A 17,373-nucleotide genomic window follows, 5' to 3' on the forward strand; every position below is an offset into this window, starting at 1 on the left:
CGGGCACGGGGGAAGGCCGCCGCACAGTCCGTGCGACGGCCTTCCTGGGTCACGGGGGCGGTGGAGCGGGTCAGTCCGGCACGGTGCTGCCGGTGGTCCCTCCGGTCAGGCCGCCCGGGCGGCCCGGTCTGCCGCTGGGCGACGGGGACGGAGATCCGCTGGGCCCGCCGATGACGCCGGAGTTGGTGCCGGTGTTCGTGCCCTCGTTGGTGCCGCCGCGCGTGGTGTCCGGGTCGCAGTACAGCTCCCACGGCTTGCACGGCCGGCCGCCGCCCTTGGAGGGCGACGGGGACGGCGGCGGGGAGCTCGGCGGGATCGACGACGGGGACGGGGACGGCGTCACGGGTGCCACCGGGGTGGGGGAGGGGGCGCCGGCGGAGTCGGCCGTGACGCCGATGTCCTCGGCCTCGGGGAACTCGGTGACCGGCTTGCCCTTGAGGGCCTCGCCCATGTACTCGGTCCAGATCTCGGCCGGGATGTCACCACCGTGGAGGGAGGGGATGTCGCCCACGCCCTTCATGGAGATGAGCTTCTTCTCCGCCGAGTTGGGGTCGGTGCGGAAGAGGACCACGGAGGTGGACAGCTCCGGGGTGTAGCCGACGAACCACGCCGACTTGTTCTCGTCCGTGGTACCGGTCTTGCCCGCGGCGGGCCGGCCCAGCTTCTTGGCCTTCTTGCCGGTGCCGTTCTCGACGACGTTCTCCAGCACCTTGGTGATGTTGTCCGCGACCGCGTTGTCCATGGCCCGCTGGTCCTTGGGGGCCTCGAAGCCGGACAGCTTCTCTCCGTTCTTCTCGACCGCGATCACGGAGTACGGCTCGCGGTGCATGCCGGAGGCGGCGAAGGTCGCGTACGAGTCGGCCATGCGGATGGCGCTGGGGGTCGAGGTGCCCAGGGCGAAGGAGGCGTCGGTGTTCGGGTTGATCGACTCCTCGAGGATGCCCGTGGACTTCGCCACGTTGCGGACCTTCTCGTGGCCGACGTCGAAGACGAGCTGGGCGAACGGGACGTTGATGGACTTCTCCATCGCCTCGTTGAGGGTCACGTACCCGAAGGCCGTGGGGCTCTCGTTCTTCTGCCGGAAGGGGTTGCCCGAGGCGTCGCGCAGCGGCTTGCCCTCACGGTTGTTGATCACGGTGAGGTCGTTGGCCTGGTACTTGCTGTCGACCGAGATGCCCTTGCCGTTGGAGTTCTGGGTGCCGTACTCCATGGCCGCCGCCAGCACGTACGGCTTCCAGGTCGAGCCGACCGGCACGCCGCTGGTGTTGGCGTTGTTGCTGAAGTACTTCTGGTCCCAGCCGGGGCCGCCGTACAGGGCGACGAGCGCGCCGGTCTTGACGTCCACGGAGGCGGCGCCGAACTGTACGAAGGTGTCGGTCTCGGGGCGCTTCTTCTCGTCGATCAGCCCGGCTCGGATGTCCTCGACCGCCTTGGACATGGCGTCCACCTTCGGCTTCTCGAAGGTGGTCTTGATCCGGTAGCCGCCCAGGGCCATCTGCTCGGCGGTGATGCCCTTGGTCTTCATCACGTACGCCTTGGCCGTGTCGACCAGGTAGCCGATCTGGCCGGTCATACCGCGGGCCTGCTCCGACTCGACGCGCGCGGGGAAGTCCTTGTACTTCGCCCGCTCCGCCGCCTCCATGCGGCCCACCTCGACCTCGCGGTCCAGCACCCAGGCCCAGCGCTTCCTGGCGCGGTCCTCGTTGAGGGCGGGGGTGGCGGCGGCGCCGATGCCGCCGTCCGGGTTGTAGAGGTTGGGGCCCTTCAGCACGGCGGCCAGGAAGGCGCACTCGGAGGGGTTCAGGTCCTGGCTGTCCTTGCCGAAGTAGGCGCGGGCCGCGGCCTGGATGCCGTAGGCGTCCCGTCCGTAGTAGGCGGTGTTCAGGTACCCGGCGAGGACGGTGTCCTTCTCCTCGCTGACACCGAGCCTTATCGCGATGAACAGCTCGGTGACCTTCCGCTTGAGCGTCTGGTCGGAGTCAAGGTAGGTGTTCTTCACGTACTGCTGGGTGATGGTCGAGCCGCCCTGGGTGGATCCGCCCGTGCCCATGTTCCAGACGGCGCGGGCGATACCCATCGGGTCCACGCCCTTGTCCGTCTCGAAGGACTCGTTCTCCGCCGCGATCACGGCGTCCCTCATCGACCGGGGAATGCTGGAGATGGGGACGATCTGGCGGTTCATCGAACCGCCCGTCGCCACCATCTGGCTGCCGTCGGCCCAGTAGAAGACGTTGTTCTGCGCCTTGGCCGCCTTGTTCGGGTCCGGCGTGCTCACCATGGCGATGCCGATGCCGGCACCGGCGATGATGACCGCGAAGAATCCGAGGGCGGTGCCGGAGACCAGCTTCCAGGAAGGCACGAAGCGCTTCCAGCCGTCCCGGTCGGAGCGCGGGTAGTTGATGAGCCGCTTGTCCGGGCGGCTGGCGCCGCGCGCACTCCCCGCTGCGCCTCTGCCACGGCCCGCGGGCCCTCTCTGCGCCGCCCGGCGGGCGTCGGCGCGACTGCCCTGGCCGGGCTGCTGTGCGTACGGGCCGCTGTGTGACGCCGTGGGGACGTCACGTCCGGCCGGGGCACCCCTGCCGGGGCGCTGCTGGGCGGCGCGGCGGGCGGAGGCCCGCCCCCCGCCCTGGGGCTGCGGCGGTTTGCGGCGGTGCTCGCTCATCGAACGACTACTCCTCGGGCAGGCGAGTGGCCTGGAAGCGGCAGATGAATTCCGGTTCCCCCCGGTGTCATGGCGCACAGACTACGCACGGTCAAAACGCGCCCAGTGCCGAAGTTCACCCCAAATCAGGCAACCTGCCTGGTGCGAATCGGTGATGTGATGCCGGTCACCATGTCTCCCCTTGTCGATGAAGGCGGCCCGTTCTATCGTCTGGATGTATCGAGTCGATACATCAGCTCGACATAAAGACTCAGGGGTGGAGGAGAGGCGGGCGGATGAGCAGACGCTCAGGCATCCTCGAGTTCGCCGTCCTCGGCCTGCTCCGCGAATCCCCCATGCACGGCTATGAGCTGCGCAAGCGGCTCAACACCTCGCTGGGAGTGTTCAGAGCCTTCAGCTACGGGACGCTCTACCCCTGCCTCAAGACGCTCGTCGCCAACGGCTGGTTGATCGAAGAACCGGGCAACGCCCCGGAAGACGCTCTCGCCGCTTCACTCGCAGGGCGCCGCGCCAAGATCGTCTACCGGTTGACGGCCGCGGGTAAGGAGCACTTCGAGGAGCTCCTCTCCCACACGGGCCCCGAGACCTGGGAGGACGAGTCCTTCGCCGCCCGCTTCGCCTTCTTCGGCCAGACCGAACGAGACGTGCGGATGCGGGTACTGGAGGGCCGCCGCAGCCGGCTGGAGGAGCGCCTGGAGAAGATGCGCGCTTCACTCGCCCGAACGCGGGAGCGCCTCGACGACTACACGCTTGAGCTGCAGCGGCACGGCATGGAGTCCGTGGAGCGCGAAGTGCGCTGGCTGAACGAGCTCATCGAGAGTGAGCGGGCGGGACGGGATCGGAGACGATCAGGTCCGTCCGACGAAACCGAAAAATGAGGACTGCATCTTGCAGGCCTTGTCCGAGAACAAACAGGGAGCAACCGGAATGGGTTCGGTTCGCGTAGCCATCGTCGGCGTGGGCAACTGCGCCGCCTCGCTGGTGCAGGGCGTCGAGTACTACAAGGACGCCGACCCGGCGTCCAAGGTCCCCGGGCTGATGCACGTCCAGTTCGGCGACTACCACGTGCGTGACATCGAGTTCGTCGCCGCGTTCGACGTCGACGCGAAGAAGGTCGGCCTCGACCTTTCGGACGCCATCGGCGCCAGCGAGAACAACACCATCAAGATCTGCGACGTCCCGAACGCCGGTGTCACCGTTCAGCGCGGCCACACCTACGACGGTCTGGGCAAGTACTACCGCATGACGATCGAGGAGTCCGCCGAGGCTCCGGTCGACGTGGTCCAGATCCTCAAGGACCGCCAGGTCGACGTCCTGATCTGCTACCTCCCCGTCGGCTCCGAGGACGCTGCGAAGTTCTACGCGCAGTGCGCCATCGACGCCAAGGTCGCCTTCGTCAACGCCCTCCCGGTCTTCATCGCCGGCACCAAGGAGTGGGCCGACAAGTTCACCGAGGCCGGTGTCCCGATCGTCGGCGACGACATCAAGTCGCAGGTCGGCGCCACCATCACGCACCGCGTGATGGCGAAGCTGTTCGAGGACCGCGGTGTCCGTCTTGAGCGCACCATGCAGCTCAACGTCGGCGGCAACATGGACTTCAAGAACATGCTCGAGCGCGACCGCCTCGAGTCGAAGAAGATCTCCAAGACGCAGGCCGTCACCTCGCAGATCCCCGACCGTGAGCTCGGCGAGAAGAACGTCCACATCGGCCCGTCCGACTACGTCGCGTGGCTCGACGACCGCAAGTGGGCCTACGTCCGCCTTGAGGGCCGCGCGTTCGGCGACGTCCCGCTGAACCTCGAGTACAAGCTCGAGGTGTGGGACTCCCCGAACTCCGCCGGTGTCATCATCGACGCCCTGCGCGCCGCGAAGATCGCCAAGGACCGCGGTATCGGCGGCCCGATCCTGTCGGCGTCCAGCTACTTCATGAAGTCCCCGCCGGTCCAGTACTTCGACGACGAGGCCCTGGCCAACGTCGAGAAGTTCATCAAGGGCGAGGTCGAGCGCTAGTCGAAGCCACCGAGTCCGGTCGACACCTGGACTTCGGCTGTTCTTCCGCGGAGGGTCCCCGGGCAATGTGCCCGGGGACCCTCCGCGTATGTGACCCTTTCCCTCATGCCTGTCGTACGTGATCTGCGCGTACTCCTGCGCCTGAGGGACTTCCGCAACCTGCTCGCCGTACGGCTGCTCTCCCAGGCGGCGGACGGCGTGTACCAGGTCGCGCTCGCCACCTATGTCGTCTTCTCCCCCGAGAAACAGACCTCCCCGGCGGCCATCGCCTCGGCCATGGCGGTACTGCTGCTGCCCTACTCGGTGATCGGCCCCTTCGCCGGGGTACTGCTGGACCGCTGGCGCCGCCGTCAGGTCTTCCTCTACGGCAACCTGCTGCGGGCCTTCCTCGCCTGCATCACCGCCGTGCTGATCGTCGCGCACGTGCCCGACTGGCTGTTCTACGCCTCGGCGCTGTCCGTGACCGCGGTCAACCGCTTCGTACTGGCCGGCCTGGCCGCCTCACTGCCCCGCGTCGTCGGAGCCGATCAGCTGGTCACCGCGAACGCGCTCTCCCCCACCGCGGGCACTCTCGCGGCCGTGGCCGGCGGCGGGCTGGCCTTCCTCGTCCGGCTGCTCGCCTCCGGCTCCAACGCCCTCGTCGTGCTGCTCGGAGCCTGTCTCTACCTGTGCGCGGCTCTGGTCTCGCTACGCCTGGCCATCGGGCTGCTGGGCCCCGACCACTCCGCGGGACAGGTCCATCCCTCGCCGGCCGAAGGCATCGCCCTCACCGTGCGGGGCATGGCCGAAGGCCTCCGGCACCTCGCCGCCCGGCGCCGGGCGGCCCGGGCCCTCGCCGCGATGACCATGATGAGGTTCTGCTACGGGGCCCTGTTCGTCATGCTGCTGATGCTCTGCCGCTACGCCTGGTCGGACACCGAGGCCGAGGGACTCGCCCTCCTGGGCATCGCGGTCGGCGCCTCGGGGGCCGGATTCTTCGCGGCCGCCGTCGTGACCCCGTGGATGGTGGGCCGACTGGGCACCCTCGGCTGGATCACCGCCTGCGCCGCCGGCTCCGCCGTCCTCGTGCCCGCCCTGGGCTTGTTCTTCGCCCCGGGGCCGATGCTGGTCGCCGCGTTCGTCCTCGGCCTCGCCACTCAGGGCGCCAAGATCTCCACCGATACCGAAGTGCAGTCCCAGGTGGACGACGACTACCGCGGCCGGGTGTTCTCGGTCTACGACGTGCTCTTCAACGTCGCTTTCGTCGGGGCGGCGGCGGTGTCCGCCCTCATGCTCCCCGCCGACGGCCAGTCCGTGGTCCTGCTCGTCTGCGTGTCCGCCCTCTACGCCCTGACCGCCGTGCTGCTCGGCCGGCGCAGCCGATGTTTCACGTGAAACATCGCTCCTCCCCGGGCGGCGGGTGCCGATGTTTCACGTGAAACATCGGCACCCGCGCTCGCAGGTCAGGCCTGGGCCGCCCACCACTCCTTGAGGGCGATCACAGCGGCGTCGTGCCCCATCGGGCCGTTCTCGAGCCGCATCTCCAGCAGGAAGGCGTAGGCCCTGCCGATCACCGGCCCCGGGCCGACGTCCAGGACGCGCATGATCTCGTTGCCGTCCAGGTCGGGCCGGATCGCGTCCAGCTCCTCTTGCTCCTGCAGCTGTGCGATGCGCTGCTCAAGACCGTCGTAGGTGCGGGAGAGCGCGTTGGCCTTGCGCTTGTTGCGGGTGGTGCAGTCGGACCGGGTGAGCTTGTGCAGGCGGTCCAGCAGCGGCCCGGCGTCACGGACGTAGCGCCGCACCGCGGAGTCGGTCCATTCCCCGTCCCCGTAGCCGTGGAAGCGCAGGTGCAGCTCGACCAGCCGGGACACGTCCTTGATCATGTCGTTGGAGTACTTCAGCGCGGTCAGCCGCTTCTTGGTCATCTTCGCGCCCACCACCTCGTGGTGGTGGAAGGAGACCCGGCCGTCGCTCTCGAAGCGGCGGGTGCGGGGCTTGCCGATGTCGTGCAGCAGGGCGGCGAGCCGCAGCACGAGGTCCGGGCCGTCCTCCTCCAGCGCGATCGCCTGCTCCAGCACGATCAGCGAGTGGTCGTAGACGTCCTTGTGCCGGTGGTGCTCGTCACTCTCCAGGCGCAGCGCGGGCAGCTCGGGCAGCACCCGGTCGGCCAGCCCGGTGTCCACCAGCAGTCCCAGACCCCGGCGCGGGTTGGCGGAAAGGATCAGCTTGTTCAGCTCGCCCTGGACCCGCTCCGCGGAGACGATCTCGATCCGCTCGGACATCGCCTTCATCGCCGCCACGACCTCCGGGGCGACCTCGAAGTCCAGCTGCGCCGCGAAGCGCGCAGCACGCAGCATCCGCAGGGGATCGTCGGAGAAGGAGTCCTCGGGGGTTCCGGGGGTGCGCAGCACGCCGGCGGCCAGATCCTCCAGGCCACCGTGCGGGTCGATGAACTCCTGCTCGGGAAGGGCCAGGGCCATGGCGTTGACCGTGAAGTCACGGCGCACGAGGTCTTCGTCGATCGAGTCGCCGTAGGAGACCTCCGGCTTGCGCGACGTGCGGTCGTAGGCCTCCGAGCGGTAGGTCGTCACCTCGATCTGGAAGTTCCGGACGGCGCCTGCGACGCGCGCGTTCTTCTGGGCCCCCACGGTGCCGAAGGCGATGCCGACGTCCCAGACCGAGTCGGCCCACGGCCGGACGATCTTCAGAACGTCCTCGGGGCGGGCGTCGGTGGTGAAGTCGAGATCGTTGCCGAGACGCCCGAGCAGCGCATCGCGGACGGACCCGCCGACCAGGGCGAGGCGGAAGCCCGCCTCCTGGAACCGGCGGCCGAGCTCGTCGGCGACAGGAGCGACCTGCAGCAGTTCACTGACCGCGCGGCGCTGCACCTGACTCAGGGCACTGGGGTTGTCTTCGTTGGCGTTCGGCACAACTGAAAAGGGTACGTGCCCGGCCCACCAGGGACCGCCCCGTTTATCGGCGACCCCGGTACGCGGCCGCCGCGGGGCTGAGCCGATCATGTGGAGCAAGGTGCGGCACTCGCACACAGCGCACCTCGTTACCATTCGTGGACGCACAAAAGACGACCACTGACACTTCTAGGGACGGGCTAGCGCGTGGCCGAGGCGGCAGACATCCAAGGGGCGTCCCCCGCCCCTGTCCGGCGCCGATGGCTGCGGCGCGCGATCGTCCTGCTCGCCGGGACCCCCGTGCTGGCCGCGCTCGTCTATGCCCCCGCCCCGCAGGCCGAGGCCGCCCAGGCCTCCTCCGTCGACGTCCAGCTGGTCTCCATGGCACCCAGCGCCCCGGTGAAGGGCGACACCCTCACCATCGAGGGCACCGTGGTCAACACCGGCTCCGAGACGATCACCGATGCCCACGTCGGCCTGCGGGTCGGGCCCGCGCTCACGGACCGGTCGTCCATCGACGAGACGGCGGAACGCAACGGCTTCCGGGCCGGCACCGATCCCGGCGAGATCGACCCCGCGTACGCGGTGAAGATCGACTCCCTGCCGTCCAAGGTCACCCAGAACTTCACCCTCACCGTCCCGGTCAACAAGCTCGAACTCGACAAGGACGGGGTCTACCAGCTCGGTGTCTCGCTGTCCGGGGTCACCGACAGCCGGCCCTCCGAGCAGGTGCTCGGCATCAAGCGGACCTTCCTGCCCTGGCAGCCCGACGCCGCAGCCAAGCGCTCCCAGCTCACCTACGCCTGGCCGCTGATCTCCACCACCCGTGTCACGGCGGAGACCGGGTCCGACGAGCTCCAGACACCGGTCTTCCTCGACGACTCCCTCTACGAGGAGCTGAAGCCGGGCGGCCGCCTGGAGCAGATGGTCACCCTCGGCAAGGACCTGCCGATCACCTGGGTCATCGATCCCGACCTGCTCTACACGGTCGACGCGATGACCAAGGGCTACCGGGTCCGGGGCGCCAACGGCAAAACCGTCCAGGGCAAGAACAAGGCCGTCGCCGAGCAGTGGCTGAGCTCCCTGGAGGCGGCCGTCCAGGGCAAGAAGGTCGTGGCCCTGCCCTTCGCCGACCCCGACCTCGCCTCCCTCGCCCACCACGGCAAGGACGTCTCGGGCACCCTGGGGCAGCTGCGCCCGGCCACCGACAAGGCGAAGCAGGCCGTCGAGACGGTCCTGCACGTCCCCGCGTCCACCGACTTCTCCTGGCCCGTGAACGGCGCCATCGATCCCTCGATCGTGAACGTCGCCACCTCGGCCGGTGCCCACAACGTCCTGACCCGCAGCGACAGCCTCGTCGAGAGCGGCGCCCTCGGCTACACGCCGTCGGCCGCCCGCCCCATCGGAGCCGGCACCACCGCCGTCGTGGCGGACGCCGAGCTGTCCACGGCCTTCGAGGGCGACATGCTGAACGCCGGGAGCTCCACGCTCGCCGTGCAGCGGTTCCTCGCCCACAGCCTCGCCCTGAACCTGCAGAAGACCGACGAACCGCGCAGCTTCGTCGTGGCTCCCCAGCGGATGCCCACCGTCAGCCAGGCCCGGTCGATGGCCGCCGCCATACGCGGCCTCCAGGGGGGCCGCTGGACGCAGCCCGCGGACCTGGAAGCGGCGGCCGCCGCCAAGCCCGACCCGGGCGCCACCACCCAGGTGCCGGGCGCCGGCCAGTACCCCGAGGACCTGCGCAAGCAGGAGCTGCCGGTGTCGGCCTTCGAGAAGATCCGCACCACGCAGAACACGCTGGACCATTTCAAGGTGATCCTCGCCGCGCCCGACCGCGTGGAGATCCCCTTCGGCAACACCGTCAACCGGGAGATGTCGACCTCCTGGCGAGGACGTCCCGACGAGGCCCGCCTCTACCGGGACCAGGTGCAGGAATACCTGATCGGTCTCACCGAGAAGGTCAAGGTCATCCCCAAGTCCGACGCCACCCTGTCCGGACACAGCGCCACCATCCCGGTCAGCGTCCAGAACAGCCTCGTGCAGGACGTGCACGACCTGGTCCTGCGGGTGAAGTCCGCCAACCCGTCCCGCCTGATGTTCAACGGCAGCGGCCAGGCGGAACAGCAGGTCACCGTCCAGGGCGACCACACCCAGACCGTGAAGTTCCCCGCCAACGCCACCGCGAGCGGGCCCGTCGAAGTCACCGCGCAGCTCTTCACCAAGGACGGCATCCCCTACGGCAAGGAACGCCGGTTCACCGTGGAGGCCACCGAGATCACTCCCACCGTGATGCTCGTGATCGCCGGCGGTGTGCTCCTGCTGGTCCTGGCAGGCATCAAGATGTACGCCAGCCGCAAGCGTGTCGCGGCGCGTGCCGCCGCCGAGGAGAGCACGCAGCCGAGTGACGAGTCCCCGGACACCGAACCGCAAAGCACCGAGGGGTCCGGCACGAGTGAGACAGTGGACCGTTGAGCGATGCCGTGGCCGGTCGGCCTGGGGACGATGAGGTGGGGTTTCGATGAACGCGCCGTACGACGGTGACCGCGCGCAGGGCACTGGCGGGCCTGCGCCCTCCCAGGGCACTGCCCCGGGCACCCCGGTGCCCGGGCAGGTTCCCGCACCTGCGCCCGCGCCGGACCACGACCCGTATGTCCAGGATGCCTACGACTACGACCCGTACCGGTCCCAGGACCTGTCCGCCCAGGACCCCGTCGGCGAGGTCCTCTACGACCGTGCCGCGCACCCGCCGCCGCCCCCCGGTACCTTCCAGGAGCCCGGTCCGCTGTACGCGGCACCGGCCGCGCCCATGTACTCCCCCGACCCCCGCGTCTGGGCCCAGACCCCGCCGCCCGAGCCGGACGGCCCCTCCCGGCACCTGCCGTACGGCGACCACGCAACCACCACCGAATTCGTGGGCGTGGACTCCCTCGTCACCCGCGCCGCGGAGGAGCAGCCCGAGCCGGACGCCTTCGCGCACCTCTACCGGGACCAGGAGGCGGCTCCCCGCACGCCCGTCGAGGACGCCCCCGTCGCCGCACCGGCGCCGGCCAAGCCCGCCGGCCGTGCCGCGAGCCTGCTCAAGTCCAGTGCGCTCATGGCGGCGGGAACGATCGTCTCCCGCATCACGGGCTTCCTGAGAACCCTGGTCATCGCCGCGGCGATCGGCGTAGGCACCTTCAACGACACCTACCAGATCGCCAACACGCTGCCCACGATGATCTACGTGCTGGTCGGCGGTGGCGCCCTCAACGCCGTCTTCATCCCGCAGCTGGTCCGCGCGATGAAGAACGACGACGACGGGGGAGAGGCGTACGCCAACCGGCTGCTGACCCTCGTCGTGGTCCTCCTGGCCGGCATCACCACCATCTGCGTCCTGGCCGCACCGGTGTTCATCACGATGATGTCGCCGAAGATCGCCTCCGACCCGCAGCAGATGGACGTGGCCGTCGCGTTCGCGCGCTACTGCCTGCCGACCATGTTCTTCATGGGCGTCCACGTGGTGCTCGGTCAGATCCTGAACGCCCGCGGCCGCTTCGGCGCGATGATGTGGACCCCGGTCCTCAACAACATCGTGGTCATCGCCACCTTCGGCGCCTTCATCTGGGCCTTCGGCGGCTTCACCACCTCCGGGGTCAACGCCACCACCGTCACCCCCGAAGGCGTCCGCCTGCTGGGTCTGGGCACCCTGCTGGGCCTGACCGTCCAGGCCCTCGCGATGCTCCCCTACCTGCGCGACGCCGGCTTCAAGCCGCGCCTGCGCTTCGACTGGAAGGGCCACGGCCTCGGCAAGGCGGCCCGCCTGGCCAAGTGGACGTTCTTCTTCGTCCTCGCCAACCAGGTCGGCCTCGTCATCGTCACCCAGCTCGCCACCTGGGCCGGTTCGGTCGCCGAGAAGCAGGGCCACCCCGGTACCGGCATCACCGCCTACAACTACGCGCTGCTGCTGTGGCAGATGCCGCAGGCGATCATCACCGTCTCCGTCATGACGGCCGTCCTGCCCCGCATCTCCCGCTCCGCCCACGACGGGGACGCCGCCGCGGTCCGCGACGACATCTCCTACGGCCTGCGCACGTCCGCCGTCGCGATCGTGCCCTGCGCCTTCGCGTTCCTCGCGCTCGGCGTCCCGATGGCCACCCTGCTCTACGCGGGCTCCGGCTCCGGTGCCCAGAACATCGGCTACGTCCTGATGGCGTTCGGCCTGGGACTGATCCCGTACTCCGTCCAGTACGTCGTCCTGCGCGGCTTCTACGCCTACGAGGACACCCGCACGCCCTTCTACAACACCGTCATCGTCGCCGCCGTCAACGCAGCGGGCTCGGCGATCTCCTTCTTCGTACTCCCCGCCCGCTGGGCGGTCGTCGGTATGGCGGCCTCCTACGGTCTCGGCTACGCCGTGGGCGTCGGAGTGGCCTGGCGCCGCCTGCGCACCCGGCTCGGCGGCGACCTCGACGGCGCCCACGTCATGCGCACCTACGCCCGCCTCACCGGCGCCTGCGTCCCGGCCGCCGCCGTGGCCGGCGCGGCCGCGTTCGGGGTCACCCAGTGGCTGGGCAGCGGAGTCCTCGGTTCCGCCGCCGCCCTGGTCGCCGGCGGTATCGCCCTGGCAGCCGTGTTCCTCATCGCGGCCAAGCGGATGCGGATCGAAGAGCTCAACGCGATGGTCGGGATGGTCCGAGGACGTTTGGGGCGCTGATGCGCACAACCGTCGCCCCCTTTCGTGTGTCGTGCATAGCGTCGGACTGTGGGCACAATTGGCATGGCTTCGCAGACTGGCCTACAGCGCGCAACGGATGGGGAGGCAGGAACGACGGTGGCGGAACGTAGCACGGCTGCCGTCGACGTGGCCGACAACGACGGCGACGAGCCGTCTGCCGCTCAGGCGGCAAGGGCCACGTCCGACGGGGTGGACACCCAGAACGGACGAGCCGCGGACGGACCCATGCCCGAAAAGGACGGCGAACGCACGAACACGGCCTCCACGGCCGCACCCGAACTCCACAGCGGTCACAAGCTCGCCAGACGCTACCGGCTGGAAGAGTGCGTCACCCGTGTGGACGGATTCAGCAGTTGGCGCGCGATGGACGAGAAGCTGCGCCGCGCCGTGGGCGTGCACCTGATGCCCGCCGACCACTCACGGGCGCGCTCCGTCCTGGCCGCCGCCCGCTCGTCCGCCCTCCTCGGCGACCCGCGGTTCGTCCAGGTGCTCGATGCCGTGGAGGAGAACGACCTCGTCTACGTCGTCCACGAGTGGCTGCCGGACGCCACCGAACTCACCGCTCTGCTCGCCGTGGGGCCGCTGGAGGCCCATGAGGCCTACCAGCTCGTCAGCCAGGTCTCCCAGGCGATGGCCGCCGCGCACCGCGAAGGGCTCGCGCACCTGCGGCTTACGCCGAGCGCGATACTGCGCACGTCCACGGGTCAGTGGCGCATCCGCGGCCTCGCCGTGAACGCCGCGCTGCGCGGCATCACCAGCGAGACCCCGCAGCGCGCCGACACCGAAGCCATCGGCGCCCTGCTCTACGCCGCCCTGACGCAGCGCTGGCCGTACGAGAGCGACGCGTACGGCCTCGCCGGTCTGCCCAAGGGGGTCGGCCTGATCGCCCCCGACCAGGTCCGCGCCGGCGTCCACCGGGGCCTGGGCGAGCTCGCCATGCGTGCGCTCGCCAACGACGGGGCCACCGCCTCGCGTCAGGAACCGGCCTGCACCACCCCGGAGGAGCTGTCCAAGGCCGTTGCCGCGATGCCCCGCATCCGGCCGCCGGAGCCCGCCTTCACGGCGCCGCCGGAGTACCAGCACACCACCTACCAGCAGGGCAGCTACGGCCGTGCCACGCCCCCCGGCGTGACCACCGTCCAGAGCCTGCCCGTCGCGCCTCCGCCGCCGCCCCTGCAGAGCCGTACCGGCCGCGCGCTCAAGTGGGGTGTCGCCGCCCTGCTGATCGCCGCGCTCGGCCTGGGCAGCTGGCAGCTGGCCGACACCCTCCTGGAACGCGGCACCCAGAAGGGCAACAGCGGCACCAGCAACAACACCAAGCCCGGCACCGACGACAACCCGAAAGAGGCGGAGCGCACCCCTCTGTCCATCAAGGGCGCGGCGGAGTACTACCCGGACAACAAGGCCCAGGACCTCGACGGCGTCTCCAAGAGCTACGACGAGGACCCCAATTCGTTCTGGCGGACCTACCGGTACGACGACGGTCCTGACCTCGGGGCGTACAAGGAGGGGCTCGGACTCGTCTTCGACCTCGGCGAGGAGCAGGAGGTGAGTGCGGCCTCGATAGCGTTCAGGTACGACGGAGACCACACCACCGCGACGATCTACGCCGCGCCGAGCCTGTCGTCGTCCACTCCGATCAAGAACATGGAGCCGATCGCCAGCGGAACCACGAAGGACAACAAGCTGGAACTCGTCGCGGCCAAACCGGTCAAGACGCGCTACGTGGTGCTGTGGCTCACGGCCATGCCGAAGGCCGGAGCTTCGGAGTACAGCGGCGCCGGCTTCAAGCAGGGCATTTCGAACGTCGTCTTCTCCCGGACCTCCTAGCGCTTCTCGCGCTGTGCCCGGGGCATAGGGTCTGCGGGAACGGATTTCCCGCAGACCCGTGCGGCCCGGCCCTCTCGGGCCGGCTCCCGGACGAACCCGGTTCGACACGTTCTCGGCTTCCAACAGGAGGGGAACCATGGGGCCTGCCGCTGACGACCTCGCCCCCGCCTCGGACCAGGAGCTCCTGACCCGGCACGTCGCCGGCGATGCCGATGCCTTCGGGGAGCTCGTGCGGCGGCATCGGGACCGGTTGTGGGCCGTGGCGCTGCGGACGCTCGGGGACCGGGAGGAGGCCGCGGACGCCGTACAGGACGCCCTGGTGTCCGCGTACCGGGCCGCGCACACCTTCCGTGGGGACTCCGCCGTCACCACCTGGCTGCACCGGATCACCGTGAACGCCTGCCTCGACCGTGCCCGCAAGGCCGCCTCGCGAAGGACGGCGCCCCTGGACGACACCGAGCGCCTGGAGCGCCTTCTGGAGCCCCACGAGTCCGCCGAGGCGCCCGCGGAGCGCCAGGACCTCCACCGCCAGCTCCTGGCCGCTCTCAGGACCCTCCCGGACGAGCAGCGGGCCGCGCTGGTCCTCGTCGACATGCAGGGATACCCCGTCGCAGAAGCCGCCGACATCCTCGACGTGCCCACCGGCACCGTGAAGAGCCGGTGTGCCCGTGGCCGGGCGAAACTCCTGCCGCTCCTCACTCATCTGCGCACGAATGCCGGGGATAACACCACCGCCGAGCGGGGAAGGAACCGGACGCCGGGCCCGCCCGTCCCACCAGCGGCAGGACCCAGGCAACCAGACCCAGATGCTGTGAAGGGCGGAGGTGGACGACCGTGAGCCCTGCGACTGACACGCCCGGCACGACCGGCACGATCCGGCACCCGGACGTCTCGGAGATCTCCGACCTGACCGAAGGGCTGCTCTCCCCGTCCCGAACCGCGGAGATCCGCCGTCACCTCGACGACTGCGCCCTGTGCGCCGACGTCCACTCCTCCCTGGAGGAGATCCGCGGCCTTCTCGGCACCCTCCCCGGGCCTGCCCGTATGCCCGGCGACATCGCCGGGCGGATCGACGCGGCCCTCGCCGCCGAGGCCCTCCTCGACGCGACCCAGCCACGGGACAAGGCCGCACCGGCCCCCGGCCTGCGCCCGGCGCTCCGCGACGTTTCACGTGAAACATCGCCGGCCGGTCACCCGAGCGGCCCAACCGGTCCCGGGCGACGCCGCGCACGCCGTCGGATCGCCGTCCTCGGCGGCTTGGCCGGCGCAGCCGTCTGTGCTCTCGGCCTCTTCCTCTTCGTCGACTTCTCCGGCACCCCACACCCCAACACCGCCGCTTCGGACTCAGCCGCCCACCCGCCCGTCAGCGCGCCCGCAGGAGGCGCCTACACCGCGCAGGGCCTCCAGGACAGCGTCCAGCGGCTGATCCCTCCCGGAACGGCTGCCAAGACCGCCCCCGGCGAGCAGAACAACACCTTCGGAACGGACGACACCACCAGCGCTCCCGGTGTCGCCCCCGAGGGCAAGCGGGCGGCGCCGGAGGTCCCCTCCTGCGTCCAGGACGCGACCGGCCGATCCGATGCTCCGCTGGCCGCCGAACGCGGCAGCTACCAGGGCGCCGCCGTCTACCTCCTCGTCCTGCCGCACCCGCAGGACGCCTCACGCGTGGACGCCTACCTCGTCGACACCACGTGCGAGAGCACCGGCTCGGCCACCCCGGGAAAGGTCCTCCTGAAGAGCAGCTATCCGCGAAGCTGACACGTTCAGGTCCGCACTGCGACGGGTGGGGAATGCGGGCGCCGTAGGATCCGTTGGGTGGGGTGAGAGTCCGCACCGGCCCCCGGTAGGCAGCACGCAGTCCGCAGAGACGAGGAAGAAACCCGTGAGCGACGTTCGAAACGTGATCATCATCGGCTCCGGGCCGGCCGGTTACACCGCCGCCCTGTACACCGCACGCGCTTCGCTCAAGCCGCTGGTCTTCGAAGGTGCCGTCACCGCCGGTGGCGCCCTGATGAACACCACCGACGTGGAGAACTTCCCGGGCTTCCAGGACGGCATCATGGGCCCGGACCTCATGGACAACATGCGTGCCCAGGCCGAGCGCTTCGGCGCCGAACTGGTCCCGGACGACATCGTGTCCGTGGACCTCACCGGTGAGATCAAGACCGTCACCGACACCGCCGGCACGGTGCACCGCGCCAAGGCCGTCATCGTGACCACGGGCTCGCAGCACCGCAAGCTCGGCCTGCCCAACGAGGACGCGCTCTCGGGCCGCGGTGTCTCCTGGTGCGCCACCTGTGACGGGTTCTTCTTCAAGGACCACGACATCGCCGTCGTCGGCGGCGGAGACACCGCGATCGAGGAGGCCACCTTCCTCTCCCGGTTCGCCAAGTCCGTCACGATCGTCCACCGCCGTGACAGCCTGCGCGCCTCGAAGGCCATGCAGGACCGCGCCTTCGCCGACCCGAAGATCAAGTTTGCCTGGGACAGCGAGGTCGCCGAGATCCACGGCGAGCAGAAGCTCTCCGGGCTCACCCTGCGCAACACCAAGACCGGTGAGACCTCAGAGCTGCCCGTGACCGGCCTCTTCATCGCCGTCGGCCACGACCCGCGCACCGAGCTGTTCAAGGACCAGCTGGACCTCGACGACGAGGGCTACCTCAAGGTCGACGCTCCCTCGACCCGGACCAGCGTCACCGGTGTCTTCGGCGCCGGCGACGTCGTGGACCACACCTACCGTCAGGCCATCACCGCCGCCGGCACCGGCTGCTCGGCCGCACTCGACGCCGAGCGCTTCCTCGCCGCCCTCGCGGACGCCGAGAAGGCGGCCCACGCCGCGGTCTGAACGGTCTGATACCGCACCGCCCCACACCCCACCCCGCAGGAAGAACAAGGAGGCCGCTGTGGCCGGCACCCTCAAGAACGTGACCGACGAAGACTTCGACGCCGAGGTCCTCAGGAGCGCCAAGCCCGTACTGGTGGACTTCTGGGCCGCCTGGTGCGGACCGTGCCGTCAGATCGCGCCGTCCCTCGAGGCCATCGCCGCCGAGTACGGCGACCAGATCGAGATCGTCAAGCTCAACATCGACGAGAACCCGGCCACCGCCGCCAAGTACGGCGTCATGTCCATCCCGACGCTGAACGTCTACCAGGGCGGCGAGGTCGCCAAGACGATCGTCGGTGCGAAGCCGAAGGCCGCCATCCTGCGCGACCTCTCTGACTTCGTCGAGGTCAAGACCGCCTGACGGCGGCCGATGTTTCACGTGAAA

Annotated in this window: 12 protein-coding genes; 10 read left to right on the top strand and 2 right to left on the bottom strand. The window is 69.7% G+C overall.

All coding sequences use genetic code 11. The features are described 5' to 3' along the window. Window positions 1-70: 70 nt before the first annotated feature. A complete protein-coding gene (locus IG86_RS0100885) occupies window positions 71-2,662 on the bottom strand; it encodes a transglycosylase domain-containing protein (protein WP_078905758.1) in 2,592 nt (863 codons plus the stop codon). A gap of 275 nt (window positions 2,663-2,937) precedes the next feature. On the opposite strand from IG86_RS0100885, the gene IG86_RS0100890 reads away from it, so the two are divergent. The 3 genes from IG86_RS0100890 (at window position 2,938) to IG86_RS0100900 (ending at window position 6,046) form a co-directional block, all read left to right on the top strand. Next, complete coding sequence (locus IG86_RS0100890; protein ID WP_030025751.1) at window positions 2,938-3,540, top strand: PadR family transcriptional regulator; 603 nt, start codon at window positions 2,938-2,940, stop codon at window positions 3,538-3,540. A 49-nt stretch (window positions 3,541-3,589) separates the two neighbouring features. Continuing rightward, window positions 3,590-4,672, top strand: a complete 1,083-nt coding sequence (locus IG86_RS0100895) for an inositol-3-phosphate synthase (protein WP_030817058.1) — start codon at window positions 3,590-3,592, stop codon at window positions 4,670-4,672. Window positions 4,673-4,777: 105 nt separating this feature from the next. Beyond that, window positions 4,778-6,046, top strand: a complete 1,269-nt coding sequence (locus IG86_RS0100900; protein WP_030817059.1) for an MFS transporter — start codon at window positions 4,778-4,780, stop codon at window positions 6,044-6,046. A gap of 68 nt (window positions 6,047-6,114) precedes the next feature. Here IG86_RS0100900 and IG86_RS0100905 read toward each other — a convergent pair whose 3' ends face one another. Beyond that, window positions 6,115-7,581: a CCA tRNA nucleotidyltransferase gene (locus IG86_RS0100905; RefSeq protein ID WP_030893984.1), complete on the bottom strand. Its 1,467-nt coding sequence runs from the start codon at window positions 7,579-7,581 to the stop codon at window positions 6,115-6,117. Window positions 7,582-7,767: 186 nt separating this feature from the next. Here IG86_RS0100905 and IG86_RS0100910 point away from each other — a divergent pair, with 186 nt between their 5' ends. The 7 genes from IG86_RS0100910 (at window position 7,768) to trxA (ending at window position 17,349) form a co-directional block, all read left to right on the top strand. Next, on the top strand, window positions 7,768-10,032 hold the full coding sequence (locus IG86_RS0100910; protein WP_030817061.1) for a DUF6049 family protein: 2,265 nt from the start codon (window positions 7,768-7,770) through the stop codon (window positions 10,030-10,032). Between the two features lie 46 nt (window positions 10,033-10,078). Then, window positions 10,079-12,253 (top strand): murein biosynthesis integral membrane protein MurJ, encoded by a 2,175-nt coding sequence (murJ, locus tag IG86_RS0100915; protein WP_030893986.1) that lies wholly within the window; start codon window positions 10,079-10,081, stop codon window positions 12,251-12,253. Between the two features lie 117 nt (window positions 12,254-12,370). Next, window positions 12,371-14,104 carry a protein kinase family protein gene (locus IG86_RS0100920; protein WP_030893988.1) on the top strand — a complete coding sequence of 578 codons (1,734 nt, stop codon included), beginning with the start codon at window positions 12,371-12,373 and terminating at the stop codon, window positions 14,102-14,104. Window positions 14,105-14,240: 136 nt separating this feature from the next. Then, window positions 14,241-14,942 carry an RNA polymerase sigma factor SigM gene (sigM, locus tag IG86_RS0100925; RefSeq protein ID WP_030893990.1) on the top strand — a complete coding sequence of 234 codons (702 nt, stop codon included), beginning with the start codon at window positions 14,241-14,243 and terminating at the stop codon, window positions 14,940-14,942. After that, window positions 14,939-15,862: a hypothetical protein gene (locus tag IG86_RS0100930; protein WP_037941783.1), complete on the top strand. Its 924-nt coding sequence runs from the start codon at window positions 14,939-14,941 to the stop codon at window positions 15,860-15,862. The genes sigM and IG86_RS0100930 overlap by 4 nt, the downstream gene beginning before the upstream one ends. A 124-nt stretch (window positions 15,863-15,986) precedes the next feature. Then, window positions 15,987-16,949, top strand: coding sequence for a thioredoxin-disulfide reductase (gene trxB / locus IG86_RS0100935; protein ID WP_030647464.1), 963 nt, complete (start codon window positions 15,987-15,989; stop codon window positions 16,947-16,949). Window positions 16,950-17,007: 58 nt separating this feature from the next. After that, window positions 17,008-17,349 (top strand): thioredoxin, encoded by a 342-nt coding sequence (trxA, locus tag IG86_RS0100940; RefSeq protein WP_030817070.1) that lies wholly within the window; start codon window positions 17,008-17,010, stop codon window positions 17,347-17,349. Window positions 17,350-17,373 lie beyond the last annotated feature (24 nt).

The sequence above is a fragment of the Streptomyces virginiae genome (genome assembly GCF_000720455.1).
Taxonomy (GTDB): domain Bacteria; phylum Actinomycetota; class Actinomycetes; order Streptomycetales; family Streptomycetaceae; genus Streptomyces; species Streptomyces virginiae.